Here is a 22,842-nt window from a genome sequence, read left to right as displayed (position 1 = left end):
AAATGCCGCAAACTTCGCCCGGTGGTTACCAAAGGCTAATGAGCCGCCGCTGCCGCTTCGCCCACGGCATGGGGAGTGTAGACGAACGGAATTTCCGGGATGGCCACAAAGGCGCCCAGGCCTTCGAGGGTCATGCGAACAGCCACGAACAGGATGATGAGCAGGCCCAGCCAGGCGATCCAGCGATGCTTGTGCAGAAGGCCGGCGATGAAAGTCGCCGCCACGCCCATCATGACCACGGACAGGCCCAGACCGATGATCAGCGCTTCGAAGTGATGCGCTGCCGCGCCGGCCACGGCCAGCACGTTGTCCAGCGACATCGATACGTCGGCAATGATGATCTGGACCACCGCCTGGCCCAGCGTCTTGCGCGGGGCCTTGCCGGCAACGGTTCCGTCGGCGTTCGTGTCCTGGTTTTCGAGAGCTTCCTGCGCCTCGTGCTCATCGGCGTGGGAGGTCGTGAGCTCGCGGTACATCTTCCAGCACACATAGAGCAGCAGCACGCCGCCCGCGATCAGCAGTCCGCCGCCCAGCGCCAGCAATTGCGTCGTGATCAGCGCGAAGAAGATGCGCAGAAGGGTCGCCGCGATGATGCCGATCAGAATGGCCTTGCGCCGAACGTCCGAGGCGAGGCCCGCGGCGGCCAACCCGATGACCACCGCATTGTCGCCCGCCAGGACGAGGTCGATCATGATGACCTGGAGAAGCGAACTGAGGAAACTCGGGTCGATGCCAAACATGCGCAGGGTCCTTATCCGGGTCGGATGTGAGTGTGGCCTATAGCGATCAAGCGAGAGGCTGGAAAGGCGAAGTCGGCGAAAATCAACGAAAGTCTGAGGATTTCTGGGCGTTTGACGGTCAATCTGACAGCTTGGTGACAGACTCCGCCGCTTTCGGCCATCTCACCGCCCCGAAGCACTGGGTCGCTTGAAAATCTCCGTCAGGGCAACGAGCGCGACGAGGTGGGCATTTTGCGGCGTAACCGGGTCCTTGAGGCATCTTATGTGGCTGGCGACCGTAAAGCGCATGCCGTTGCGATGGCCGCTGGCAGTGAAATGAAATCGCTGGGCGGCGGCATCGTAGCTGTAGGCCGTGACTTCGAATTCCATGATGGACAAACGCCGATGCCGACAGACGGTTTCCCGCCAAGCATCTACGCAGAAGCGCCGCCGTCAAGTCGTACCCGTTATGGCTTGGAGACTTTGGTGGGCGAGCACGGGCTCGAACCGTGGACCCGATGATTAAGAGTCATCTGCTCTACCAACTGAGCTACTCGCCCGTCGCCGGGGCTTCCAAAGTGGCGCCTTCATAGCGAAGGGATTCCGTGCTGTCTAGCACCTGATGACACTTTCCTCACATAGGAGCTTTGCTAGAGTGTCGCAGGTGCAAATGGCGCCAACAGCAAGGCCGGTATGACAATTCCCGATTTCCTGATGATCCCCCTCGCCTGGCTCTGGGCCAATGCGCTGACGCTTCTGGCCGCCATTGCCGTTCTGGCGATCGGCTGGCAGCTGGCAAGGCTGGCCTCCCGTGCCATCAAACGTCTCCTGCCATTGGCCTATGGCATCGACCGGAACTTCGCCCCGCTGCTTTCGCAGGTGGCGCGCTATGGAATCATTATCCTGTCGGTGGTCACGGCGCTCAACCTCCTGGGTGTCTCCAACGCCTCCATACTCACCGTACTTGGCGCAGCTGGCCTGGCGGTGGCGCTGGCGCTGCAGGGCACGCTGGCCAATATCGCCGCCGGCATCATGCTGATCTGGCTGCGCCCGATTTCCATCGGCGAGTTCATCCAAGGGGATGGCGTTGCCGGCGTGGTAGTCGAGATTGGGCTGTTCGGTACCCGCCTGCGCTCCTCGAGCGGCCTTTACATCTTCACGCCCAACCAGAAGCTTTGGGCTTCCGCGATCACCAATCACAGCCGCGAGCCGCGCCGGCGCATCGACGTCAATGTCAGCCTTCCCGACACCATCGACATCGCCAAATCGCGCAAGGTCCTGCTACGCATCGCGGGCGACGACAAGCGCGTGCTGGCCGACCCGGCGCCCAATGTGCATGTGGAAAGCTTCTCCGGGGCTGCGGTGAACCTTCAGTTGCGCGCCTGGGTGGCGACCCCGGACTATCTCGAAACGCTCTATGCCCTGACCGAAGAGGCCAAGGTTTCGCTTAATCGGGAACTTGCCGGCAGCAAGGCGGACAAGGCCGGCATCACCGTTGCTCCCGATCCCGCCAACCCAAGCCCGGAAACCCAGGCGGGTAGCTGACCTGCGGCCAGAGCAGGCAACCTTTTGAGGAACCTCGGATTTTTCCGGTACCACGAAAGGAGCCAGCCGTATGAACGACACCGTGTTCGGGATTTCACTTGCCTGGATCATTGCCAATGCCTGGTCGGTGCTGCTGGCACTGGTTGTGCTCGTTGCGGGCTGGTTCATCGCCGGCATCGTGTCGAAATACGTGTCGTCGCTGCTGTCCCAGCGGCTGCGGCATGACGTGACGATCGGCCCCCTGGTCGGCCAGGTGGCGCGCTATGCAATCCTGTTCGTGACGATCGTCATCGTATTGGGGCAGTTCGGCGTCGAGACGGCATCGATCCTGGCCGTGCTGGGCGCTGCTGGCCTTGCCGTAGCCCTCGCCCTGCAGGGCACGCTGTCCAATATCGCGGCAGGCATCATGCTGCTGTTCCTGCGCCCGTTCAATGTCGGCGATTCCATCGATGCGGATGGCATTGTCGGCACCGTGGTCGAGGTCGGACTGTTTGCCACGCACCTCCGGACGCAGGAGGGCGTGTTTCTCTTTGCCCCCAATTCCAAGCTCTCGAACGCCAAGATCGTCAATTACAGCCGCGAGCCGTCGCGCATTATCGAACTGAAATTCGATGTGCCGCGCAACGCGGACCTGGCCGAGATCCGGCGTCAGCTAGCGGAGGGACTGGGCACATCACACGCGGTGCCAGCCAATCCGCCTGAAGTCCTGGTGGACAGCCTGGGCGCCAGCGCCATGACGCTGATGGCGCGGATTCCGGTAAAAAGTGCAGACTGGCGGCAGGCCCGCTCCGATTTGCAGGAGCGCCTCCGCACGCTGCTCGACAACGCCGGCGGCTTCGCACCGCCAGCGCCATGAGGTTCAGTCCAGACTGCCGACGCGATTCTCGCGGAAGGCAGCGAAGTCGAGCACATTGGTCGCTCGGGGAAGCGGCTCCTGCCGCGTCTCGTCCATCAAACTGATGGTCCGCTCGATGATGTACCGCAATTGGCGGGAGCGGCTGTCCACGCCCTGCAGGATCGTTGCAGCCCGTTGCAGGTGATCCCGAGCGAGAACATAGGTAGGCGGCATGGGCGAAGCTCCTTGAAAGAATCATGGGGAGCGCCAGGGAGGTGACGCGAGCCAGAGGGTGCGCGCGCATGCCTTCCACCATCTTGCCGATCTGCGAAGGCTTTGATGCAAATGCGACCGTTTGCGCTCCTGCCCGGAGAGCCCCGGTTTCCGTGGCACAGCGGTCGGCTTGGCTGTGCAAAACGCCGTTGTAACGTGAATGTAAGATCACTGGCCGCAGAGCCGCACCCGACATTAGGATGGCGGCCAACAGCCGAACAGCGAGTCGCAGCCTTGTCCCGTCCAGCTTTGTCGCCCATTACCGCCGGTCTCGACGAAACGGTTCCCTTCGTGGGGCCCGAAGCCATCATGCGTCGCACCGGGGTGCCTCTGCGCGCCCGCATCGGGGCCAATGAGAGCCCGTTCGGCCCGGCGCCTTCAGTGCTTGCTGCCATGCGGGCGGCGGCGGCGGACAGCTGGCACTATGGCGATCCCGAAAACCATGACCTGCGCGCCGCCATCGCCGCGCATCTGGGCGTCGACTTCGCCAATGTCATGCCCGGCGAGGGAGTGGACGCCATTCTGGGGATGGCAGTACGGCTCTATGCGGCGCCGGGAAGCACGGTGGTCACGTCGCTGGGCGGCTATCCGACGTTCAACTACCATATCTTCGGCTACGGCGCGCAGATGCACACCGTGCCCTATATCGGGGACCGCGAGGACATCGATGCCCTGGCGCGCGCCGCACACGAAACGAATGCGTCCATGGTCTACCTGGCCAATCCGGACAATCCGATGGGCAGCTGGTGGGACGCGGCATCGGTTGAGCGGTTCATCGCCGCTGTGCCGGAAACCACGATGATCATCCTCGACGAGGCCTATGGCGAATTCGCGCCCACCGGCACCCTGCCCCCACTCGACATGAACCGCCCCAACCTGCTGCGCATGCGCACCTTTTCGAAAGCCTACGGGCTGGCCGGGGCACGAGTCGGCTATGTGTTCGGTGAGGCGCGCAGTATTTCGGCCTTCAATCGCATCCGCAACCATTTCGGCATCAGCAATGTGGCCCAGGCAGCAGGGATCGCCGCGCTGGCGGACAGTGCGGCGCTGGAACAGGCGATAGCAGCCGTCCGGGAATCGCTGGCGGACACGGCCGCCATTGCTCGGCGCCATGGACTGGCGCCCCTGCCCACCGCGACCAATTTCGTGGCGGTCGATTGCGGCCGCGACGGCCCCTATGCGCAGGCCATCCTCGACGGCCTGGCCCAGCGGGGCGTCTTCGTGCGCAAGCCTTCCGTCACTGGCCTCAACCGCTGCATCCGCATCAGTGCCGGTACGGCGCAGGATCGCGCTTTGCTCGATCAGGCTCTGGGCGGTGTCCTGGCGGAGCTCGGTCGTTGACGGACCAGCCGATCACCCGCATTGCGCGGCTTGAGATCGACCCGGCCCAGTTGGACAAATACCTGGCCTATCTCACCGAAGAGATCGAGGCCTCGATACGACTGGAGCCGGGCGTGCTGATGCTCCACGCGACGGCGCGCAAGGACGCGCCGCACTCTATCGAGCTGCTCGAACAATATGCCTCAGCGGCAGCCTACCAGGCGCATATCGGCTCGCCGCACTTCCTCAAATACAAGCGCGGCACGGCCGACATGGTCCGCCGGCTCGAGCTGATCGAGGTCGAGCCAATCCTGCTTGCCGCCAAGCCGACCGCTTAGCGTCCGTCAGAGCGCCTTGCGCATCTGGATGCAATCGCTGGCAATGCTGACCAGCTCCGCCTCATCCCAGACGTGGCGCTGCCAGCCCGTGGCTTCATAGTATCCTAGGGCATTCGGCGCAGCGTTCACATAAGCCGTATGAGAACCGTGCTCCCGCGCCATCTGCTCCACCATCCGGCCCAGCACGCGACCATGCCCCTTGCCCTGCTCGGAAGCGGTGATCGCCACCAGGCGGAAGATGCAGGTGCCATCGTCCCGAATATCGAGGCGCGTCGTGCCAACCGGTTGGCCATCGGCCTTGAGCAGGTAGGGATGCATCCCCGGCAGCCGCTCGTCCGGCCGATTGGGATCGTAGATGCCATGCCGGCCCTTGGCTTCGAACAGTTCCTGGCGGCGGATCGCGTGATAGGCCGACCAGTCGTCCGCCTCGCTGACCTCTATCAATAGGTAGTCCATTCAGTCCTCCCTGCCCCTGCCACCGCTGGCCGGGGCATGGAGCTGCAGTCTTAGCCCGCCATTGCCCCTTGGGCCGAAGCCCCGCGTTCGATCAGCAGGCGGTTATAGGCATTGAGATAGGCGCGAGCCGAGGCCACCAGGGTATCGGGCTCGGCAGCATTGCCCGAGACAATGCGCCCGTTCATTTCGAGACGCACATGAGCCGAAGCCTGCGCGTCGGTGCCCCCGGTCACGCCATCGACGGCGTAGAGCACCAGATGTGGCTGCTGGCCAACGCCCTGTTTGATGGCGTTGAAAATCGCGTCCACCGAGCCGGTACCTTCATAGGTGACCGAGGATTCCTCGCCGTCGATGGAAAGGGTAATGCTGCATTTGTGGGTGCCACCGGTCTTGCTGACCACTTCCATGTCGACCAGCTTGATGCGGTCGCCCACCGACCCGACCTCATCATCGACAAGCGCGATGATGTCGGCGTCGTAGACATGCTTCTTGCGGTCGGCCAGGTCCTTGAAGCGGACGAAAGCCTCCTGGAAGGCGTTGTCGCCCAGCTCGTAGCCCAGCTCGCGCAGCTTGTCCTTGAAGGCAGCGCGGCCCGAATGCTTGCCCATCACTAGGGTCGTTTCCTTGATGCCCACGCTGGCCGGGGTCATGATCTCGTAGGTCTCGGCATTCTTGAGCATGCCGTCCTGATGGATGCCGCTCTCGTGCGCGAAGGCGTTCTTGCCCACGATGGCCTTGTTGTATTGCACCGGGAAGTTGGCGGCAGCGGACACGACCTTGCTGGCGCGGGCCAGATGGGTTGTCTCGATCTGGGTATGATACGGCATGGCATCCGCGCGGGTGCGCAGCGCCATGACGATTTCTTCCAGCGCAGCGTTGCCAGCGCGCTCGCCCAACCCATTGATGGTGCATTCCACCTGGCGCGCGCCGCCACGGACGGCGGCCAGCGAATTGGCTACCGCCAGGCCGAGATCGTTATGGCAATGCGCGGAAAAGATCGCCTTATCGGCGCCAGGCACCTGGGTGATGATGTCGCGGAACATCTTCTCGTGCTCGTCCGGCACAGCGTAGCCGACAGTATCGGGCAGGTTGATCGTCGTGGCGCCGGCCTTGATGGCGGTCTCGACACAGCGCTTCAGGAATTCCAGCGGCGTGCGGGTCGCATCCATTGCCGACCATTCGACATCGTCGATCAGGTTGCGGGCCTGCGCCACGGTACGGGCGATGATTTCGATCACCTCGTCCTCGGTCTTCTTCATCTGATGCGCCAGATGGATTGGCGAGGTCGAAACGAAGGTGTGGATGCGGCCGCGTTGAGCATGGCGCACGGCCTCGCCGGCCCGGTCGATATCGGCGGTGATGGCCCGGGCGAGACCCGCCACCGTCGAGCGCTTGACGGCCTTGGCCACGGCAACGACGGCCTCGAAGTCGCCGTTGGAGGCGATGGGGAAGCCGGCCTCGATAATGTCGACGCCCATCTCATCGAGCGTTTCGGCGACCTGCAGCTTTTCTTCCAGCGTCATGGTCGCGCCGGGCGATTGCTCGCCATCACGCAGCGTGGTGTCGAAGATGAAGACGCGGTCTTTGTTGGTGTCGGTTGCGGCGGACATGTCTCGTATTCCTATCGGGCGGCCCAGAGTCAAAGCTCTGCAGGCCGGACAATCTCTGTTCGGCTGATGGCGTTATCCCCTGACGACCCGCTCGTTCGAGCTGCCGGTGATCAGGGGCTGATAAGAAGGAGAAGGAGCGCAACGGGAAGCAGCAGCAGCCCAGCAGCCAGCATCAGGGCGCGGTTGCGGTCCTGAGTCTTGGCAATTGCTATGGCTTTGGCGCGATTGCGCTGCATGGCTGTGGTCTCGATTTGGCGCAAGAATGCGCGAATCTGCCGATCCGCGCAAGCCCGAGCAGAAGTCCAGGTTGTTTTTTTGCTTTAGGCTTTTCGTCTAGTTAAAGGCGAATACCGCCGAAATCACGACGCCCAGGAAGGCCAAGCCGGTGATCCTGTGGGCAAGGTCTGCCCGCTTTCCGGCCGCCACATCGCCCGCCTGCAGCTTTTTCACGTTGATGCCGCCGACGACGATGGAAGCAAACATGACGACGACTAGCGCCATCTTGATCCAGAACCAGATGCTGGCGCCGCCGAGCCCACCATACTTGAGCCAGAGTATGGCTGGGCCGGACACCAGCAGCACAACCATCGCCGCGCGACCGACCTTGGAAAGTGTTTCCATCACGGCAAAATAGCCTGCCCGCATGTCCGGCGTCGCCGCGGCCATCCTTGCCCCGATCACCGGCCCGACGACGGAATTCGATCCGCCGGCGACGAATGCCAGAATATGCGCTGCGATGAGCAGATTGATAACGATGTCCATGAGAGGCCCCTCTCCCCTATTAAACTAGCACCGGCAGCGGGAAACTGTCAGCGCTGAAATGCTTCTAGGGCTCGAGATCGAGCACGCCTTCCCCAACGATCACTGCATGCCCGCCAATGCCGCCATGGATCAGCACGTCATTGTCCTTGCGCAGCTGGATGGTAATGCGGCAGGGCCGCCCCATTTCGTGGCCCTGCCGCAGGGTGAAGTCGGCCTGCCCGCTTGCCAGATCGGCATGTTCGGCAAGCAGTCCGATCAGCGCTGCCGCTGCCGACCCCGTCCCTGGGTCCTCCCCCACATCCATGCCGAACATGCGCGCCGCCAGGTCGTTTTCCGGCTCTTCGGGCGTCAGGGTGAACACGTAGGCTGAATTGTGGTCATGCGAGAAGACGCTGTTCCAGATGCCGGTATTGACCTTGATCCTGCGCAGCACCTCGGCATTGCGCACAGGAACCAGATGGAACGTCACCCCCGCCGAGAATACGGCCGGCTCATAGAGATCGCAGCCGATATCCTCGACTTCGATGCCCAGGGCCTGGGCCATGCCCAGCCGATCGGTCAGCGACGCGACGCGCGATGGCAGCCGCGGCAGGGCAAAACGGGCTTCGCCGGAGCGCCTGTCGGCTTTTTCGAACAGCGCGGTGATAAGACCGACCTGTTCTTCCAGCCGCACGGCGCTGACCTTGTTCTGCAGCCCCAGCACCACCGCGGCGCCCACCGTGGGGTGCCCGGCAAAGGGCAACTCGGCATAAGGCGTGAAAATGCGGATCGAGGCCGTGTTGCGCTCGATATGCGGCTTGAGGATGAACACGGTTTCGCTGAGGTTGAACTCGCGGGCTATAGCCTGCATCTCGCCATCGAGCAGTCCGTCGGCCCTGCAGACCACCGCCAGCTGATTGCCCTGCAGGCGCTCGCGCGTGAACACATCCAGCAGCAGATAATTGAGCTTCATCTTGGCCCCTATTGCTTGGGCAACGCATATGCAGCGCGATCGAGACCCAGATGGTCGCACAGTGCCGCAACGGCGACGCCATGGTCGTCACGGCCGGGCAGCCCCGAAATGGCCAGGCAGCCCACGATGCCCGCACCCCTGACCCTGATCGGGAAGCCCCCGCCGGCGATAACATAGTCGGTCGCGCCGGCATTGAGAATTTCGGGAAAAACCCCATCCCCGCCGCGCTCCAGCGAAATGCGGTAGCTCGCTTTGTGGAAGCGCCGCACCGTGTTGATCTTGCGACGAACCCACTCAGCATTGTCGGCAGTGGTGCCCGGGGTGGCGGCAAAGAACATCTGCCGATCCCAGGTCCGGATGTCGACCACCAGCGAGAGGCCTTCGGCCGCTGCCCGGTCCCGGATCGCCTGCCCCAGCGTGAAGGCCACGCCTTCGTCGAACGCGTCGAGGACCAGGTCCTGCTCCTGCTTTTTGACCAGGGCAATGTCTTCGGCGGCTGCCATATTCAGGTGTCCTTATGCGTAGAACGTGTCCAGGCATCGTAGAGCGGCTGCCGGTCCGCGATGCCCTTAGGGAAATTGGTGAGGGCCGGATTGATCTCCGCCCAGGCCGCCTTGCTGTCGGTCCAGATATTGCCCACCGGCGCGGCCCAGTCGATATCGTCAAGCGTTCCCGCCCGCACCACCTTGATGCCGGGCGCGGGTGGGTCGTTCCAGACCCAGCCGTGACAATGGGCACAGAAGTTCATGACGATGACATTGCCGCTGTCCGCGGTGCGCCGGTACTGCTCGAGCCGCCCGCTGCGCAGCTCGAAATCCTCGTCGCGGACGATCATGGACATGGACCAGCCGGCGCCGGAGAAGCGCTGGCAATCCTTGCAATGGCAATTATAAACCGCCAGCGGGCTCGCCTTGAGCCGATATCGCACGGCACCACATTGGCAGCCGCCTTCGACCGGGAAATTTGGCAGGTCCATCACGCCCCTCTCGACTCGAAAATTGGCCTGTCAGGTTCTAGACCAAGTTGCAGGCGGGCAGAAGCCACCCGGAACAACCGGGCGGTGCGGGCAATGCCCCCTTCAACCCACTTGCCCCGCGAAGTAAGCCTCGGCCACGGCAACGGCATAGGGCACGGCGCCAAGCGCCTTGGCTTGGGCCAGTGAGGCAATGACGACCACATCGTCAAGCTCACGATGAACCTGCCGGTCGAGATTGGCACGGATGCGCTTCGCCAATGTCGCGGCCGTCTCGCGATAGCGGTAAATACGGCCGAAGGAGATGCGCGGGCCATCGGTGACGGCGACCATGGCGCCCAATGAGGCGTCTTCGGCCCGCAATCCAGTCTCCTCCTCGAGCTCGAGCGCGATGCAGCGATCGACGTCCACCCTCCCGTCGGCCAACACATCGCGTGGTTCCAGCGAACCGCCCGGCGGATAGATCCGCCCCGCATTGGCGGTGCTGCTGCCCATGACGCCATAAATGATGGCACCATCGCTGCCCACGACCAAAGCCCAGCCGAAGGCGTGGCACATGCCGATGTCGGGAAAGCCCAGTTGGCGCCAGAGCATGAAGGCGGAATAGGCATCTTCGCGCGCCTCGGCGCGGAATACGCCCCCTTCGACCCGCGGCATGCCCCCGCCCGGCGCGGATAGACCGAGGATGCGTCCGTCCCACAGATGCGGATTGGCGGCTAGCGCATCCCGCCAATGCGTCTCGACCGCCGCGCGCTGCTCCTCGCTGAGCGGCCAGGAACCGGGCACACGGACAATATCGATATGCGCGACGGGGACTATCTGCATGGCCCAAACACAACGGCCGGGGTCTCCCCCGGCCGCTTGCTGTTCGCTTAGTTCTTGGCCTTGTCGACCAGTGCGCCGGCCTTGATCCAGGGCATCATGTCGCGCAACTTGGCACCGACTTCCTCGATCGGATGCTCGTCGGCCAGGCGACGGGTCGCCTTGAAGCGCGAACCACCGGCCTTGTGCTCCTGCATCCACTCGCTGGTGAATTTGCCCGACTGGATATCGTGCAGCACCTTCTTCATCTCGGCCTTGGTTTCCGAGGTGATGATGCGCGGACCGGTGACGTATTCGCCCCACTCGGCAGTGTTGGAAATCGAGTAGTTCATGTTGGCGATGCCGCCCTGGTAGATCAGGTCGACGATCAGCTTCACTTCGTGCAGGCACTCGAAATAGGCCATTTCAGGAGCGTAGCCGGCTTCCACCAGCGTTTCGAAGCCGGCGCGGATCAGCTCGACCAGGCCACCGCAGAGCACGGCCTGTTCGCCGAAGAGGTCGGTTTCGCATTCTTCGCGGAAGTTGGTCTCGATAACGCCCGAACGGCCGCCGCCAACGCCCGATGCATAGGCGAGCGCAATGTCATGCGCATTGCCCGAGGCGTCCTGGTGCACGGCGATCAGGCACGGCACGCCGCCACCCTTCTGGTATTCGCCGCGCACGGTGTGGCCCGGGCCCTTCGGCGCGATCATGATCACGTCGACGGTCGACTTGGGCTCGATCAGGTTGAAGTGCACGTTGAGACCGTGGGCGAAAGCCAGCGCCGCGCCGTCACGGATATTGGGTTCGATATGCTGCTTGTAGATGTCGGCCTGCAACTCATCGGGGGTCAGCATCATGATGACGTCGGCCCACTTGGCGGCGTCGGCGACCGACATCACCTTGAGGCCTTCGCCCTCGGCCTTCTTGGCCGAGGCGGAGCCGGGACGCAGCGCGACAACAACGTCCTTCACGCCCGAGTCGCGCAGGTTCAGCGTATGGGCATGGCCCTGCGAGCCGTAGCCGACAATGGCCACCTTCTTGGACTTGATGATGTTCAGATCGGCATCACGATCATAATAGACGCGCATGGGTTTCTCCCTTGGAATACGGTGTTAGAGGGTGGCTTTCGCCCCATAGAGGGCAAAGAACTGGTCGGTCGCGGCCTTCACGTCGGCCTCGATATTGGCTTCCACGTTGGACTGGGTGAGGCTCTTGTCACCCAGCAGCAGGCGGATCTGCACATCGCGGACAACGAGGCCGAAAAAGCTGCGGTAGGCGTCCTCGCTGGAATCGAACCGCAACAGCCGCGCATCGCGTCCAGCCTCGAGAATGGGCTTGAGCCGGCGACGAATGGCCAACGGACCATTTTCGAGCACGATCAGCCCCAGGCTATCCTTTTCCTGCGCCGCGTGGGTAACGGCCGTGCGGTTGAGCGTCACCGACACCTCGCCCACGATGACGGTCAGCAGGTCACGCGCGAATTGCTCGATGGACAGGCGCAGCGCCTTGGCATTGAGGTGGCTGCGATCGACCACCGGCATGCGCACCTTGGCCGCCTGCCACTGCACGGTGGCGGTCAGCAGCCCGTCGCGGTCGCCAAACCACTTGTAGAGCGTTTCCTTCGAGCACGAGGCACGACGCGCCACGGCCGTCATCGTCAGGCCATCGCCATTCTCGACGAGCAGGTCCAGTGCCGCCGTCAGCACAGCCTGCTGGCGCGGGGTAAACGTCTCTTCGTTGACCTTAATGGTCACTGGCACGGTAGCCCTCGACTGGCGGACCGAACGGTATCGGCCAATTTCGTCCGCAGGCGTACCGTACGGTACGGTTCCAGGCAAGCTCTATTTCAACGTCAGCTATGAAATGCTGCTGATGATGCTACGCCACCCGACAGGCTCGCTAGCGATCCGAGGTTTCCCAGCGCGGATTGATCCATGGCACGCCATTGTCCGCCGGCAGCATGCCCTTGCCCAGGATGTGGTCCGATGCCTTTTCGCCCACCATGATCGAGGGGCCATTGAGGTTGCCATTGGTAATGCGCGGGAAGATCGAGCTATCGGCCACCCGCAACCCGTCCACGCCAATCACCCGCAATTCCGGATCGACCACGGCCATCGGGTCACTCGACCGGCCCATCTTGCAGGTACCGCACGGATGGTAGGCGCTTTCAGCGTGGCGGCGGATGTGGTCGTCCAGTTCGTCGTCGGTCTGATATTTTTCCCCCGGCAGGATTTCCTTGCCGCGATAGGGGTCGAACGCCTTCTGCCCGAAAATCTCGCGCGTCACCCGGATGCAGTGGCGGAAATCGGCCCAGTCCTGGGGATCGGACATGTAGTTGAACTGGATGCGCGGCGGCGCCTTGGGGTCGGATGACCGCAGCGTCACCGCCCCGCGCGAAGCCGAGCGCATGGGTCCGACATGCGCCTGGAAGCCGTGGCCCTCGGCCGCCGCCTGCCCATCATAGCGCACCGCAATCGGGATGAAGTGGAACTGGATATCGGGATACCTCACCCCGGCCTTGGAGCGAATGAAGGCGGCGCTTTCGAACTGGTTGGAGGCGCCCAGCCCGTTCTTGAAGAACAGCCATTGTGCCCCGATCAGCGCCTTGCCGAACAGATTCCAGTATTTGTAGAGGGTGATCGGCTGTATCGACGCCTGCTGGATGTAGAGCTCCATATGATCCTGCAGGTTGGCCCCGACGCCAGGCCGGTCGGCGACCACGGGAATGCCATGCTCGGCCAGCTGTGCTGCCGGGCCGATGCCTGACAGCAGCAGGATTTTGGGCGAGTTGATCGATGACGCTGCGACGATCACCTCGCGCCTGGCCTTGACCACTTCCACCTGGCCGCCGCGCTCGATCTCGACTCCGATGGCGCGGCCGTTTTGGATAACCACCCTGCGGGCAAAGCATTTGACCAGGGTGAGGTTCGGTCGCTTCAAGGCAGGCTTCAAATAGGCATTGGCGACCGACCAGCGCCGGCCGTTCCACACCGTCTGCTCCATCGGCCCGAAGCCTTCTTGCTTCTCGCCGTTGTAGTCGTCGGTCAGCTCGAACCCGGCCTGCCTGCCGGCTTCCACGAAGGCCTTGAACAGCGGATTGTCGCGCTTGCCGCGCGTCACATGCAGCGGGCCCGACTTACCGCGCCAATCCGGGTCCCCACCATGCGGGCCGGGATGCCAGTTTTCCATCCGCTTGAAGTAGGGGACGACGTCGGCATAGCCCCAGCCCGAGGCGCCGCTCTCCTCCCAATGATCATAGTCCCCGGCGTGGCCGCGCACATAGACCATGCCGTTGATCGAGGACGAGCCGCCGATCACCTTGCCGCGCGGCACGCCCAGCGTGCGCCCGCCCAGATGCGGCTCGGGCTCGGAGCGAAAGCCCCAGTCATAACGCGGCATGTTCATCGGATAGCTGAGCGCCGCCGGCATCTGGATCAGCGGGCCGATATCGGAACCGCCGAATTCGAGCACGATCACCGAATGCTGGCCGTCCTCGCTGAGCCGCGCGGCCATGGTGCCGCCGGCCGAACCCGAACCGATGATGACGAAATCCGCTTCCATGCCGGGCTCCTAATAGGCTGCGGCCACCGGGCCCGATGCGACATAAACCGATTTGATCTGGCTGTAGTGATCAAGTGCCGCCCGCGAATTCTCGCGGCCGACGCCGGATTGCTTGACCCCGCCGAAAGGGGCCTCGACCGGCGTCACATTGTAGGTGTTGATCCAGCAGGTGCCCGCCTCCAGTTGGCCGATAACCCGATGCGCCCGCGCCAGGTTGGCGGTGAACACGCCGGCCGCTAGGCCGAACTCGGTGGCATTGGCGCGGGCAATCACGTCGGCTTCGTCGGCAAAGCCCAGCACGGCCATCACCGGCCCGAATATCTCCTCGCGGGCAATGGTCATCTCATCGGTCACGTCGGCAAACACCGTCGGCTCGACGTAAAAACCGCTATTCTGGCTGGGCGGCACCCTGCCCCCGATCAGGAGCCTGGCTCCTTCGGTCTTGCCGGTCTCGATATAGCCGAGCACCTTGTTGCGCTGCGCTTCCGATACCAGCGGCCCCACCTGCGTTGCCTCCTCCAGCGGCTCGCCGATCACGGCATTGGCAGTGCGCGACACCAGCCGATCAAGGAAGGTGGGGCGGATCTTGTCCTGCACGAACACCCGTGTGCCGTTGGAACAGACCTGCCCGGACGAATAGAAGTTGGCGTTGATGGCCGCGCTGACGGCGCTATCGAGGTCAGCGTCGTCGAAGATGATCAGCGGCGACTTGCCGCCCAGTTCCATGGTGACATGCTTCATGCCCGAAGCGGCGGCGGCATAGACCTTCTTGCCCGTCGGCACCGACCCGGTCAGCGACACCTTGGCGACGCGCGGATCACTCACCAGGGCCGCGCCGACATCGCCATAGCCCTGCACGACATTGAACAGCCCGGCCGGCGCCCCGGCCTCGATCAGGATTTCGGCCAGCCTTAGCGCGCCAAGCGGGGTGACCTCCGACGGCTTGAAGATCATCGCATTGCCGGCGGCCAGGGCCGGCGCGGCCTTCCAGCAGGCAATCTGCGTCGGATAATTCCACGCACCGATGCCCACGACCACGCCCAGCGGCTCGCGGATGGTGTAGACGAAGTCGCCACCCAGCGGGATGGTCTCGCCGGTCATCGTGGCGGCGAGCCCGGCGAAGTATTCCAGTGCGTCAGCGCCCGAGGCGGCATCGGCCACCAGCGTTTCCTGGATCGGCTTGCCGGTATCGATGGTTTCAATCTCGGAGAGTTCCCGGTTGCGCTCGCGGATGATGTCGGCAGCCCGGCGCAGCACCCGGCCCCGCACGACCGGCTTGAGCGCCCCCCACTCCCTTTGGGCCCGAACGGCCGAGGCCAGCGCCTGTTCTACAATATCCGCTGTTGCTGAATGCAACCTGGCCACAACCGCGCCGCTCGCCGGATAGACGCATTCGATCGATCGTCCCGCCACGTCCTCGACGTAGCGGCCATCGACAAAGTGGCTCGCGGCCGGCTGTACGTCGCGCATTATTCGCCCCTTGGGAAACGCTTGCTCTCTTCGAGCACATTGAGGTCCATATGGTTGCGCATGTAGCGCTCCGACGCCTGCTGCAGCGGCTGGAAATCCCACGGATAATAGGCGCCGTTCCGCAACGCGGCGTAGACGACATGGCGGCGCGCCTGGCTGGCCCGCACCTCGGCATCATAGGCCAGCAGGTCCCAGTAGGCGGCTGCCTGGGCGGCGAACCGCGCCAGGTCAGCGGCATGAGCGGGGTCGTCGGCCAGGTTTTTCAACTCATGCGGATCGCTGGCCAGGTTGAAAAGCTGCGCAGGATCGGCACCGCACTCGATATATTTCCAGTCGCCCTCGCGAAGGCAGACCATCGGCGTCACAGAGCCTTCGGCGGCATATTCCATCCGGACCGGGGTGGTGCGCACGACGCCATTGGCCAGCGGCACCAGCGTTTCGCCGTCCGTCCAGGGCCTGATGCGATCCAGCGAGATACCCGCCAGCTCGCAGAGCGTAGGGGTCAGGTCCATGGTGCTGACGGGGGTGTATATCCGCCCGGCAGGCAAGCCTGGCGCCGCGATCATCAGCGGCACGCGGGCCGAGCCCTCGAAGAAGTTCATCTTGAACCACAATCCGCGCTCACCCAGCATGTCTCCATGATCGGAGGCAAAGACGATGATCGTGTCCTCGTCCTGCCGCGTGCCGCGCAGCGCTTCGAGCACCTCGCCGATCTTGTCGTCGACATAGGAAATGTTGGCGAAATAGGCGCGGCGCGACCGCCGGACATCGTCCGTCGTGATATCGAGGGCCCGGAAATCGCAGGCATCCATCAGGCGCTGTGAATGTGGATCCTGAGCCTCGTAGGGGATCGGAGCGGTTTCCGGATCGAGATGTTTGCAGTCCTCGTAGAGGTCCCAGTACTTTCGGCGCGCTACATAGGGGTCGTGCGGGTGGGTGAAGCTCACCGTCAGCATCCAGGGATGCGGTCGCAGGCGCCGACCGAGATCATAGACCTTGCGCACCGCGTTGAAGGCGACCTCGTCGTCATATTCGAGCTGGTTGGTGATCTCGGCCACCCCTGCCCCCTTGACCGAGCCGAGGTTGTGATACCACCAGTCGATGCGCTCACCGGGCTTGTCATAGTCGGGAGTCCAGCCGAAATCGGCCGGGTAGATATCGGTGGTCAGCCGTTCCTCGAAGCCATGGAGCTGGTCGGGACCGACAAAGTGCATCTTGCCCGAAAGCGTCGTCGCATAGCCCCCGGCACGCAGATGATGCGCATAGGTCGGGATATCGGAGGCGAACTCGGCCGCGTTGTCATAGACCCGGGTGCGGCGCGGTAATTGCCCCGACATGAAGCTGGCGCGACCGGGGGCGCAAAGGGGCGATCCGGTATAGGCATTGGCAAAGCGTGTGGACCGTGCTGCCAGCGCCTTGAGATTGGGCGCATGCAGCCACTCGGTAGGACCATCCGGAAAGAAGGTGCCGTTGAGCTGGTCGACCATGAAAATTAGGATATTGGGCCGATCAGCCACGGGCAGCACTCCGGCTCACGCACAGGTCGAGATAGTCGATCACCATGGCGCGCACCACGTCACGCGAAGGCGCGAAATCCTGCAGGGCGTGGCGAATATAGAAACCATCGATCATGGCGGCCAGGCCCTGGGCGATGGCCTGAGCCTGCTCGCCGTCGACCAGCTGTCGAAGGTTGAACACCAGGTTTGAATGGAGGCGCCGGGCATAGAGCTGCAGCAACCGGCTCGCCGGCTCCGATTGCAAGGCACGGACATAGAAAGTCAGCCACGCCGCCACGATTTCCCGGGCAAACTGGTCGGGTGCGAAACTGACATCGATGATGGCGTGGAGACGTTCGATCGGGCTGGACGCACCCGCCATGCCCTGGCGCACGCTTTCGCCATAGACCTTCAGAATGTACCGCATGGTGGCAAGGAACATCTGGTCCTTGCTGCCGAAATAATGATGCGCCAAAGCCGGGGACATGCCGGCACGGCGCGCTATCTGGCTGACGGTGACGTCAAGGCTGCCGGCTTCGCCGATTTCCACAATGGCGGCTTCCACCATTGCCTTTCGGCGAACGGCCTCTGCACCGATTTTCGGCATTGTTGGCGCCTGCACATATTTCGAGTTTACATTTCCGATTGTGTCGTTTTTGATTGAGCAGTCAATCAAGAAAAAACTTGCCGCAACTACCCGCAATCAGGAGACGACAGATTATGAGACTGACCACCCTCACTCTGACCGGCGCTCTGGCGCTGTCGCTGCTGGCGGGCACCGCCTACGCAGCCGAATGCGATACCGTCACCTTTTCCGACGTCGGCTGGACGGACATCACCACGACGACGGCAACGACCAAGCACATCCTCGAAGCCCTGGGCTACAAGGTCGATGTGAAAGTTCTCTCCGTACCGGTGACATTCGCCTCGCTGGAAAGCGACGACGTGGACGTCTTCCTGGGCAACTGGCTGCCCGCCCAGCAGGCCGCGATCGGCCCCTATCTGGAAAGCGGCGAAGTCGAGAAGGTCGCCACCAACCTCGAAGGCACCAAGTACACACTCGCCGTGCCGGCCTATACCTATGACAAGGGCCTGACCGACTACTCCAAGATCCATGAGTTCGCCGAGGAACTGGACAACACGATCTACGGCATCGAGCCGGGCAATGAGGGTAACGGCTACCTGATCAGCCTGGTCGACGCCAACAAATGGGACCTGGGCGGCTTCAAGGTGGTCGAAAGCTCCGAGCAGGGCATGTTGGCCGAGGTCGATCGCGCGGTGTCGGACAACAAGGACGTGGTGTTCCTGGGCTGGGAGCCGCATCCGATGAATGCCAAGTTCCCGCTGAAATATCTGCCGGGTGGCGAAGACTTCTTCGGGGGTGAAGGCGTCGTTGATACGGTCACCCGCAAGGGCTACGCTGCCGAATGTCCTAATGTCGGCAAGCTGCTGACCAACCTGAAGTTCTCCCTGCCGATGGAAAACGAGATCATGGGCAAGATCCTCAATGACGGCGCCGATCCGGCTGACGCCACGCTGGAATGGCTCAAGGCAAATCCCGACGTGGCAACGGGTTGGGTCGATGGTGTGACGACGCTCGATGGGGGCGATGGCGTCGCGGCAGTCAAGGCGCTGCTCGACAGCTGACAAATCCAAACGGCCCGGTCGGTAGCGACCGGGCCGTTCTGCTTTCCGGGGGACGAGACCAGTGGATTGGCTGACCGACTACAAAATTCCGGTGGGGCGCTGGGCGAGCGACTTCTTCATCCTGCTGCGGGACAATTTTCGCAGCGTTTTCGACGCCATGTCGGATGCGGCCGAAGCTCTGATCGAGGCGATGCTTTGGCTGCTGCAGACGCCGCATCCGCTCATCATCGTCGCCATCTTCGTCGGCATTACCTGGTGGTTGCAGCGCAGCTGGGCCACCTGCCTGCTGACGCTGCTGGGCATGCTGTTCATTCTCAACCAGGGTTATTGGGAAGAGACCACCGAAAGCCTGACCCTGGTTATCGCCGCTTGCGTGGTCTGCATGGCCATCGGCGTGCCGATCGGCATCGCCGCGGCGCATCGCCCGCGGCTTTATCGCTTCCTGCAGCCGATCCTCGACCTCATGCAGACCTTGCCGACATTCGTCTATCTGATTCCGGCCATTGTGTTTTTCGGCATCGGCATGGTCCCCGGCTTGATCGCGACGGTGATCTTCGTGCTGCCGGCTCCGATCCGCATGACGCAATTGGGCATTTCCTCAACCCCACCGGCCCTTCTGGAGGCCGTGGAGGCATTCGGCGGCACCGCGCGCCAGAAGCTGTGGAAGGTGGAGCTGCCTTATGCCCTGCCGCAGGTCATGGCGGGGCTCAACCAGACCATTATGCTCTCGCTGTCGATGGTGGTGGTCGCGGCGCTGGTCGGCGCCGACGGATTGGGCGTCCCCGTCGTCCGCGCTCTCAATTCGGTCAACACCGCGCTCGGCTTTGAAAGCGGGCTGATTATCGTGGTCGTGGCTATCGTGCTCGACCGCATGCTGCGCATCAGACAGGACTAGAGCCATGGAAGACGCCGTCATCTTCGACAAGGTCAATATCGTCTTCGGTGCCAATCCTGGCTTGGCGCTGCCATTGATGGATCAGGGAAAATCCCGACAGGAGATTCAGAAGGAGACCCGCCAGGTCCTGGGCGTGCACAACTGTTCATTGACCGTCAAAACGGGCGAAATCCTCGTCCTCATGGGCCTTTCCGGATCGGGCAAATCAACATTGCTGCGGGCCGTCAATGGCCTCAATCCGGTGGTTCGGGGGGCGGTCACGGTCATCGATCAGGGCAAGTCGGTCAATCCGGCCGCCTGCACCCGGCAGGAACTGCTGCAACTGCGCCGCAAGTCCGTGGCCATGGTCTTCCAGCAGTTTGGCCTCCTGCCCTGGCGCACTGTGCTCGACAATGTCGGGCTCGGGCTCGAGCTCGATGGTCTCTCCAAGGCAGAACGTCATGCAAAGGTGCGGACGCAGCTGGAACTGGTGGGGCTGACCGATTGGGCGGATCGCAATGTGGGCCAACTGTCCGGCGGCATGCAGCAGCGCGTCGGGCTTGCCCGTGCCTTCGCTACGGAAGCCCCGATCCTGCTCATGGATGAGCCGTTCTCTGCCCTCGATCCGCTGATCCGCTCCCGGCTCCAGGACGAGTTGCTCGAACTGCAGGCCAAGCTCAAGCGCACCATCATCTTCGTGAGCCACGATCTCGACGAGGCCTTCAAGCTCGGTGACCGCATCGCCCTGATGGAGGGTGGACGGATCGTGCAGTGCGGCACGCCGCAGGAGATCATTGCCAATCCGGTCAACGGCTACGTCGAGGATTTTGTCGCCCATATGAACCCGCTCAACGTGCTGCGCGCCATGGATGTCATGACCACCCATATCGGAAGCGGCGCAAATGCCGTCCCGTCCGACAGTCCGCTGGCTGCGGTCATCGAGCAATTGTCCGCCGGAGCCCCCTCGGTTTGTGTCCGGGGCGCGGATGGCCAGCTGGTCGGCAGCATTTTCAGCCAAGACATCGTCACCGCCCTGCGCGCCAAGCCACCCCGCCCCGGTGCCGGCGTCCACTAGCCGTCGAGCGCCACGATAGACATTATCTATCGTTCAACGGTGCCTCTGTATTGATCTCTGGCGGGGCTTGCGTGTTAAAATCGTTCTAAATTGAGCGAGGTCGTAAATGCGGGAGACGGAGGTCCTATCGACGCGGATCAGGGAGGTGATCGCTCGCTCGAGCGCCCTTGAAGGCCCTCTTCTCCCCATCCTGCACGACATGCAGGAGCATTTTGGCCATATACCCTCTGAAGCACTGCCGCTGATTGCCGATGCGCTCAACATTTCCAATGCCGAGGTGCATGGCGTGGTCAGCTTCTACCATGACTTCCGGCGGCAGCCGGCCGGACGCCATGTCCTCAAGCTTTGCCGCGCCGAATCCTGCCAATCGATGGGGTCGGACGCCATAGCGGCGTCGCTCCAGGCCCTGCTTGGCGCCGAGCTGGGCGAGACAAGTTCCGACGGGGCGGTGACGCTAGAGGCCGTGTATTGCCTGGGCCTGTGTTCATGCGCCCCGGCCGCCATGCTGGACGGCATGCCGATTGGCCGCCTCAATGACGAGAAAATCATCGATATCATCAGCCAGGTGCGCGGATGACCGTCACCATCTACATTCCCCGCGACGCGGCGGCCTTGGCGCTCGGCGCCGACGACGTGGCCCGTGCTATGGCTGAACAGCTCGGCGCGCGCGGGCTATCGGCGAAAATTGTCCGCAACGGGTCGCGCGGCCTGCACTGGCTCGAGCCGCTCGTCGAGGTGGACGTCGGCGGGGCGCGTCTTGCCTACGGCCCGGTCGCGGCATCGGATGTGCCGTCGCTGCTCGATGCCGGCTTGCTGGAGGGCGCAACCCATCCGTTGAGTCTCGGCGCCACCGAGGCCATACCGTTTTTGGCCAGGCAGACGCGCCTCACCTTTGCCCGCTGCGGCGTCATCGATCCCCTGTCGCTGGACGACTATCGCAACCATGGCGGCCTACGCGGGCTGGAAAATGCCGTGGCCATGTCGCCCGCCGCTGTTGTGGCCCAGGTGACGGAGTCGGGCCTGCGCGGACGCGGCGGCGCCGGCTTTCCCACCGGGATCAAGTGGAACACCGTGGCCGGCGCAGCGGCGGATCGCAAATACATCGTCTGCAATGCCGACGAGGGTGACTCTGCAACCTTCGCCGACCGCATGATCATGGAAGGCGACCCCTTCGTGCTGATCGAGGGCATGACGATTGCCGGGCTCGCGGTCGGTGCGACCAAGGGCCATATCTATACCCGTTCCGAATATCCGCACGCAGTCGCCACGATGCGCGCCGCGGTCGAGCTGGCGCGTCGCGCAGGCATACTCGGTCCATCCGTGCTTGGCTCCGGCCGGGCCTTCGACATCGAAGTGCGCATGGGTGCTGGTGCGTATGTGTGCGGGGAGGAAACATCCTTGCTCAACAGCCTCGAAGGCAAGCGCGGCGTCGTCCGCGCCAAGCCGCCACTGCCGGCGCTTCATGGCCTCTTCGGCAAGCCTACCGTCGTCAACAACGTGATCTCGCTGGCCTCGGTGCCTGTCATCCTCGACAGGGGCGCGGCCCACTACAAGAATTTCGGCATGGGCCGTTCGCGCGGCACCATTCCGATCCAGATCGCCGGCAACGCCCGCTATACCGGGCTGTTCGAGGTCGGTTTCGGGCTGACGCTGGGCGAGATCGTCGAAGACATTGCCGGCGGCACGGCATCCGGCAGACCGGTCAAGGCGGTGCAGGTCGGCGGTCCGCTCGGCGCCTATTTCCCCCCAGCGCTGTTCGATACGCCCTTCGACTACGAAGCCTTCGCGGCCAAGGGCGGCTTGATCGGACATGCGGGCATCACCGTCTTCGACGACAGCGCCGACATGCTCAAGATGGCCCGCTTCGCCATGGAATTCTGCGCCATCGAAAGCTGCGGCAAGTGCACGCCCTGCCGCATCGGTTCCACGCGCGGGGTCGAAACGCTGGACAAGGTCGCCCGCGGTATCGATCGCGAGAAGAACCTCGAGCTGGTAGCGGACCTCTGCAACACCATGAAATTCGGCTCCCTCTGTGCGCTGGGCGGATTCACCCCCTACCCCGTCATGAGCGCCATCAGCCACTTTCAGGACGACTTCGCGCCGCGCCCGGCAGCGATCGCGGCCGAATAGGA

General features: G+C 63.3%; 26 protein-coding genes and 1 tRNA gene. 9 read left to right on the top strand and 18 right to left on the bottom strand.

Annotated elements, in window-relative coordinates:
* Positions 1-35: 35 nt before the first annotated feature.
* The 3 genes from JI749_RS09460 to JI749_RS09450 form a co-directional block, all read right to left on the bottom strand.
* Positions 36-740, bottom strand: coding sequence for a YjbE family putative metal transport protein (locus JI749_RS09460; protein ID WP_201652593.1), 705 nt, complete (start codon positions 738-740; stop codon positions 36-38).
* A gap of 162 nt (positions 741-902) precedes the next feature.
* Entirely contained in the window at positions 903-1,109 is a 207-nt protein-coding gene (locus JI749_RS09455) for a hypothetical protein (RefSeq protein ID WP_201652590.1), read from the bottom strand.
* A 94-nt stretch (positions 1,110-1,203) separates the two neighbouring features.
* Positions 1,204-1,279: transfer RNA gene (locus tag JI749_RS09450), tRNA-Lys, on the bottom strand.
* Between the two features lie 133 nt (positions 1,280-1,412).
* On the opposite strand from JI749_RS09450, the gene JI749_RS09445 reads away from it, so the two are divergent.
* Entirely contained in the window at positions 1,413-2,264 is an 852-nt protein-coding gene (locus JI749_RS09445; protein ID WP_201652587.1) for a mechanosensitive ion channel family protein, read from the top strand.
* Positions 2,265-2,334: 70 nt separating this feature from the next.
* The gene (locus tag JI749_RS09440) at positions 2,335-3,120 is read left to right on the top strand and encodes a mechanosensitive ion channel family protein (RefSeq protein WP_201652584.1); all 786 of its coding nucleotides are present in this window, start codon (positions 2,335-2,337) and stop codon (positions 3,118-3,120) included.
* A 3-nt stretch (positions 3,121-3,123) separates the two neighbouring features.
* Here the strand turns inward: JI749_RS09440 and JI749_RS09435 are convergent, their stop codons facing one another.
* A complete protein-coding gene (locus tag JI749_RS09435) occupies positions 3,124-3,333 on the bottom strand; it encodes a hypothetical protein (protein WP_201652581.1) in 210 nt (69 codons plus the stop codon).
* A gap of 273 nt (positions 3,334-3,606) precedes the next feature.
* On the opposite strand from JI749_RS09435, the gene JI749_RS09430 reads away from it, so the two are divergent.
* Both JI749_RS09430 and JI749_RS09425 read left to right on the top strand, forming a co-directional pair.
* Positions 3,607-4,713: a pyridoxal phosphate-dependent aminotransferase gene (locus tag JI749_RS09430; RefSeq protein WP_233280720.1), complete on the top strand. Its 1,107-nt coding sequence runs from the start codon at positions 3,607-3,609 to the stop codon at positions 4,711-4,713.
* Positions 4,710-5,030, top strand: coding sequence for a putative quinol monooxygenase (locus JI749_RS09425; RefSeq protein ID WP_201652578.1), 321 nt, complete (start codon positions 4,710-4,712; stop codon positions 5,028-5,030). The genes JI749_RS09430 and JI749_RS09425 overlap by 4 nt, the downstream gene beginning before the upstream one ends.
* Positions 5,031-5,036: 6 nt before the next feature.
* Here JI749_RS09425 and JI749_RS09420 read toward each other — a convergent pair whose 3' ends face one another.
* The 14 genes from JI749_RS09420 to betI form a co-directional block, all read right to left on the bottom strand.
* Complete coding sequence (locus tag JI749_RS09420; protein WP_201652575.1) at positions 5,037-5,486, bottom strand: GNAT family N-acetyltransferase; 450 nt, start codon at positions 5,484-5,486, stop codon at positions 5,037-5,039.
* Positions 5,487-5,536: 50 nt separating this feature from the next.
* Entirely contained in the window at positions 5,537-7,096 is a 1,560-nt protein-coding gene (locus JI749_RS09415; protein ID WP_201652572.1) for a 2-isopropylmalate synthase, read from the bottom strand.
* 110 nt (positions 7,097-7,206) lie between these two features.
* Positions 7,207-7,332: a hypothetical protein gene (locus tag JI749_RS17535; RefSeq protein WP_267911642.1), complete on the bottom strand. Its 126-nt coding sequence runs from the start codon at positions 7,330-7,332 to the stop codon at positions 7,207-7,209.
* A gap of 97 nt (positions 7,333-7,429) precedes the next feature.
* Entirely contained in the window at positions 7,430-7,858 is a 429-nt protein-coding gene (locus JI749_RS09410) for a hypothetical protein (RefSeq protein WP_201652569.1), read from the bottom strand.
* 64 nt (positions 7,859-7,922) lie between these two features.
* A complete protein-coding gene (locus JI749_RS09405; RefSeq protein WP_201652566.1) occupies positions 7,923-8,810 on the bottom strand; it encodes a PhzF family phenazine biosynthesis protein in 888 nt (295 codons plus the stop codon).
* An 8-nt stretch (positions 8,811-8,818) separates the two neighbouring features.
* Positions 8,819-9,313 (bottom strand): heme-degrading domain-containing protein, encoded by a 495-nt coding sequence (locus tag JI749_RS09400; RefSeq protein ID WP_201652563.1) that lies wholly within the window; start codon positions 9,311-9,313, stop codon positions 8,819-8,821.
* 2 nt (positions 9,314-9,315) lie between these two features.
* Complete coding sequence (locus tag JI749_RS09395; RefSeq protein WP_201652559.1) at positions 9,316-9,786, bottom strand: GFA family protein; 471 nt, start codon at positions 9,784-9,786, stop codon at positions 9,316-9,318.
* Between the two features lie 102 nt (positions 9,787-9,888).
* Positions 9,889-10,608 carry a hypothetical protein gene (locus JI749_RS09390; RefSeq protein WP_201652556.1) on the bottom strand — a complete coding sequence of 240 codons (720 nt, stop codon included), beginning with the start codon at positions 10,606-10,608 and terminating at the stop codon, positions 9,889-9,891.
* 47 nt (positions 10,609-10,655) lie between these two features.
* Positions 10,656-11,675 (bottom strand): ketol-acid reductoisomerase, encoded by a 1,020-nt coding sequence (ilvC, locus tag JI749_RS09385; protein ID WP_201652553.1) that lies wholly within the window; start codon positions 11,673-11,675, stop codon positions 10,656-10,658.
* 24 nt (positions 11,676-11,699) lie between these two features.
* Positions 11,700-12,347, bottom strand: a complete 648-nt coding sequence (locus JI749_RS09380) for a TetR/AcrR family transcriptional regulator (protein ID WP_201652550.1) — start codon at positions 12,345-12,347, stop codon at positions 11,700-11,702.
* Between the two features lie 139 nt (positions 12,348-12,486).
* Positions 12,487-14,148: a choline dehydrogenase gene (gene betA, locus JI749_RS09375; RefSeq protein ID WP_201652547.1), complete on the bottom strand. Its 1,662-nt coding sequence runs from the start codon at positions 14,146-14,148 to the stop codon at positions 12,487-12,489.
* Between the two features lie 9 nt (positions 14,149-14,157).
* Positions 14,158-15,618 (bottom strand): betaine-aldehyde dehydrogenase, encoded by a 1,461-nt coding sequence (gene betB / locus JI749_RS09370; protein WP_201652543.1) that lies wholly within the window; start codon positions 15,616-15,618, stop codon positions 14,158-14,160.
* A complete protein-coding gene (betC, locus tag JI749_RS09365) occupies positions 15,618-17,135 on the bottom strand; it encodes a choline-sulfatase (protein WP_201652540.1) in 1,518 nt (505 codons plus the stop codon). The genes betB and betC overlap by 1 nt, the downstream gene beginning before the upstream one ends.
* The gene (gene betI / locus JI749_RS09360; RefSeq protein ID WP_201652537.1) at positions 17,128-17,721 is read right to left on the bottom strand and encodes a transcriptional regulator BetI; all 594 of its coding nucleotides are present in this window, start codon (positions 17,719-17,721) and stop codon (positions 17,128-17,130) included. Before betI ends, betC begins: the two co-directional genes overlap by 8 nt.
* Positions 17,722-17,834: 113 nt before the next feature.
* Between betI and choX the strand changes: the two genes are divergently transcribed.
* The 5 genes from choX (at position 17,835) to JI749_RS09335 (ending at position 22,840) form a co-directional block, all read left to right on the top strand.
* The gene (gene choX / locus JI749_RS09355; protein WP_201652534.1) at positions 17,835-18,761 is read left to right on the top strand and encodes a choline ABC transporter substrate-binding protein; all 927 of its coding nucleotides are present in this window, start codon (positions 17,835-17,837) and stop codon (positions 18,759-18,761) included.
* A 91-nt stretch (positions 18,762-18,852) separates the two neighbouring features.
* Positions 18,853-19,656: a choline ABC transporter permease subunit gene (choW, locus tag JI749_RS09350; protein ID WP_456073814.1), complete on the top strand. Its 804-nt coding sequence runs from the start codon at positions 18,853-18,855 to the stop codon at positions 19,654-19,656.
* 4 nt (positions 19,657-19,660) lie between these two features.
* Positions 19,661-20,710 (top strand): choline ABC transporter ATP-binding protein, encoded by a 1,050-nt coding sequence (choV, locus tag JI749_RS09345; protein WP_201652528.1) that lies wholly within the window; start codon positions 19,661-19,663, stop codon positions 20,708-20,710.
* A gap of 106 nt (positions 20,711-20,816) precedes the next feature.
* Positions 20,817-21,287: a formate dehydrogenase subunit gamma gene (locus JI749_RS09340; protein WP_201652525.1), complete on the top strand. Its 471-nt coding sequence runs from the start codon at positions 20,817-20,819 to the stop codon at positions 21,285-21,287.
* Positions 21,284-22,840, top strand: a complete 1,557-nt coding sequence (locus tag JI749_RS09335) for a formate dehydrogenase beta subunit (RefSeq protein ID WP_201652522.1) — start codon at positions 21,284-21,286, stop codon at positions 22,838-22,840. Before JI749_RS09340 ends, JI749_RS09335 begins: the two co-directional genes overlap by 4 nt.
* Positions 22,841-22,842: the final 2 nt, after the last annotated feature.

Origin of the sequence: Devosia oryziradicis (assembly GCF_016698645.1) — a bacterium.
Classification (GTDB): domain Bacteria; phylum Pseudomonadota; class Alphaproteobacteria; order Rhizobiales; family Devosiaceae; genus Devosia; species Devosia oryziradicis.
The sequence above is the reverse complement of the archived record's forward strand: the minus strand, read 5'-3'. Positions and strand labels throughout refer to the sequence as shown.

Bases quoted from the DNA above. Each gene is read 5' to 3' on its own strand.
- JI749_RS09420 (WP_201652575.1), bottom strand. From the start codon at position 5,486: ATGGACTACCTATTGATAGAGGTCAGCGAGGCGGACGACTGGTCGGCC.
- JI749_RS09405 (WP_201652566.1), bottom strand. From the start codon at position 8,810: ATGAAGCTCAATTATCTGCTGCTGGATGTGTTCACGCGCGAGCGCCTG.
- JI749_RS09455 (WP_201652590.1), bottom strand. From the start codon at position 1,109: ATGGAATTCGAAGTCACGGCCTACAGCTACGATGCCGCCGCCCAGCGA.
- JI749_RS09415 (WP_201652572.1), bottom strand. From the start codon at position 7,096: ATGTCCGCCGCAACCGACACCAACAAAGACCGCGTCTTCATCTTCGAC.
- JI749_RS09445 (WP_201652587.1), top strand. From the start codon at position 1,413: ATGACAATTCCCGATTTCCTGATGATCCCCCTCGCCTGGCTCTGGGCC.
- JI749_RS09440 (WP_201652584.1), top strand. From the start codon at position 2,335: ATGAACGACACCGTGTTCGGGATTTCACTTGCCTGGATCATTGCCAAT.
- JI749_RS09400 (WP_201652563.1), bottom strand. From the start codon at position 9,313: ATGGCAGCCGCCGAAGACATTGCCCTGGTCAAAAAGCAGGAGCAGGAC.
- JI749_RS09395 (WP_201652559.1), bottom strand. From the start codon at position 9,786: ATGGACCTGCCAAATTTCCCGGTCGAAGGCGGCTGCCAATGTGGTGCC.
- JI749_RS09410 (WP_201652569.1), bottom strand. From the start codon at position 7,858: ATGGACATCGTTATCAATCTGCTCATCGCAGCGCATATTCTGGCATTC.
- choV (WP_201652528.1), top strand. From the start codon at position 19,661: ATGGAAGACGCCGTCATCTTCGACAAGGTCAATATCGTCTTCGGTGCC.
- betB (WP_201652543.1), bottom strand. From the start codon at position 15,618: ATGCGCGACGTACAGCCGGCCGCGAGCCACTTTGTCGATGGCCGCTAC.
- JI749_RS17535 (WP_267911642.1), bottom strand. From the start codon at position 7,332: ATGCAGCGCAATCGCGCCAAAGCCATAGCAATTGCCAAGACTCAGGAC.
- JI749_RS09335 (WP_201652522.1), top strand. From the start codon at position 21,284: ATGACCGTCACCATCTACATTCCCCGCGACGCGGCGGCCTTGGCGCTC.
- JI749_RS09340 (WP_201652525.1), top strand. From the start codon at position 20,817: ATGCGGGAGACGGAGGTCCTATCGACGCGGATCAGGGAGGTGATCGCT.
- JI749_RS09390 (WP_201652556.1), bottom strand. From the start codon at position 10,608: ATGCAGATAGTCCCCGTCGCGCATATCGATATTGTCCGTGTGCCCGGT.
- ilvC (WP_201652553.1), bottom strand. From the start codon at position 11,675: ATGCGCGTCTATTATGATCGTGATGCCGATCTGAACATCATCAAGTCC.
- betI (WP_201652537.1), bottom strand. From the start codon at position 17,721: ATGCCGAAAATCGGTGCAGAGGCCGTTCGCCGAAAGGCAATGGTGGAA.
- betA (WP_201652547.1), bottom strand. From the start codon at position 14,148: ATGGAAGCGGATTTCGTCATCATCGGTTCGGGTTCGGCCGGCGGCACC.
- JI749_RS09435 (WP_201652581.1), bottom strand. From the start codon at position 3,333: ATGCCGCCTACCTATGTTCTCGCTCGGGATCACCTGCAACGGGCTGCA.
- choX (WP_201652534.1), top strand. From the start codon at position 17,835: ATGAGACTGACCACCCTCACTCTGACCGGCGCTCTGGCGCTGTCGCTG.
- JI749_RS09460 (WP_201652593.1), bottom strand. From the start codon at position 740: ATGTTTGGCATCGACCCGAGTTTCCTCAGTTCGCTTCTCCAGGTCATC.